The sequence below is a fragment of the Paraburkholderia sp. SIMBA_027 genome, assembly GCF_046535315.1.
GTDB classification, from domain to species: Bacteria; Pseudomonadota; Gammaproteobacteria; order Burkholderiales; family Burkholderiaceae; genus Paraburkholderia; species Paraburkholderia tropica.
In genome coordinates this window covers 1-229 of sequence record NZ_JAWRWY010001768.1, presented here as the reverse complement: position 1 = coordinate 229, position 229 = coordinate 1, and the positions used below count along the sequence as shown (strand labels likewise).

1 pseudogene is annotated in these 229 nt (G+C 64.2%); it reads right to left on the bottom strand.

Annotation, left to right across the window (positions count from 1 at the left end):
• Window positions 1-229: pseudogene (locus SB764_RS45235) on the bottom strand (chemotaxis protein CheA); the annotation flags it as partial.

The window sequence follows — 229 nt, the reverse complement described above, 5'->3', positions numbered from 1 at the left end:
GGCAGGCGTTTCCAGACCGTGATCGATGGAGTTGCGGACCAGATGCACCAGCGGATCGGCAAGGCGCTCGATGACGGTCTTGTCGACCTCGGTGCTCTCGCCTTCGGTGACCAGCTCGATCACCTTACCGGTTTCGCGGGCCAGATCGTGGACAAGGCGGCGGAAGCGCGAGAACAGCGTTGCGACCGGCACCATGCGCAGCACCATCATCGTGTCGCGCAACTCGCCC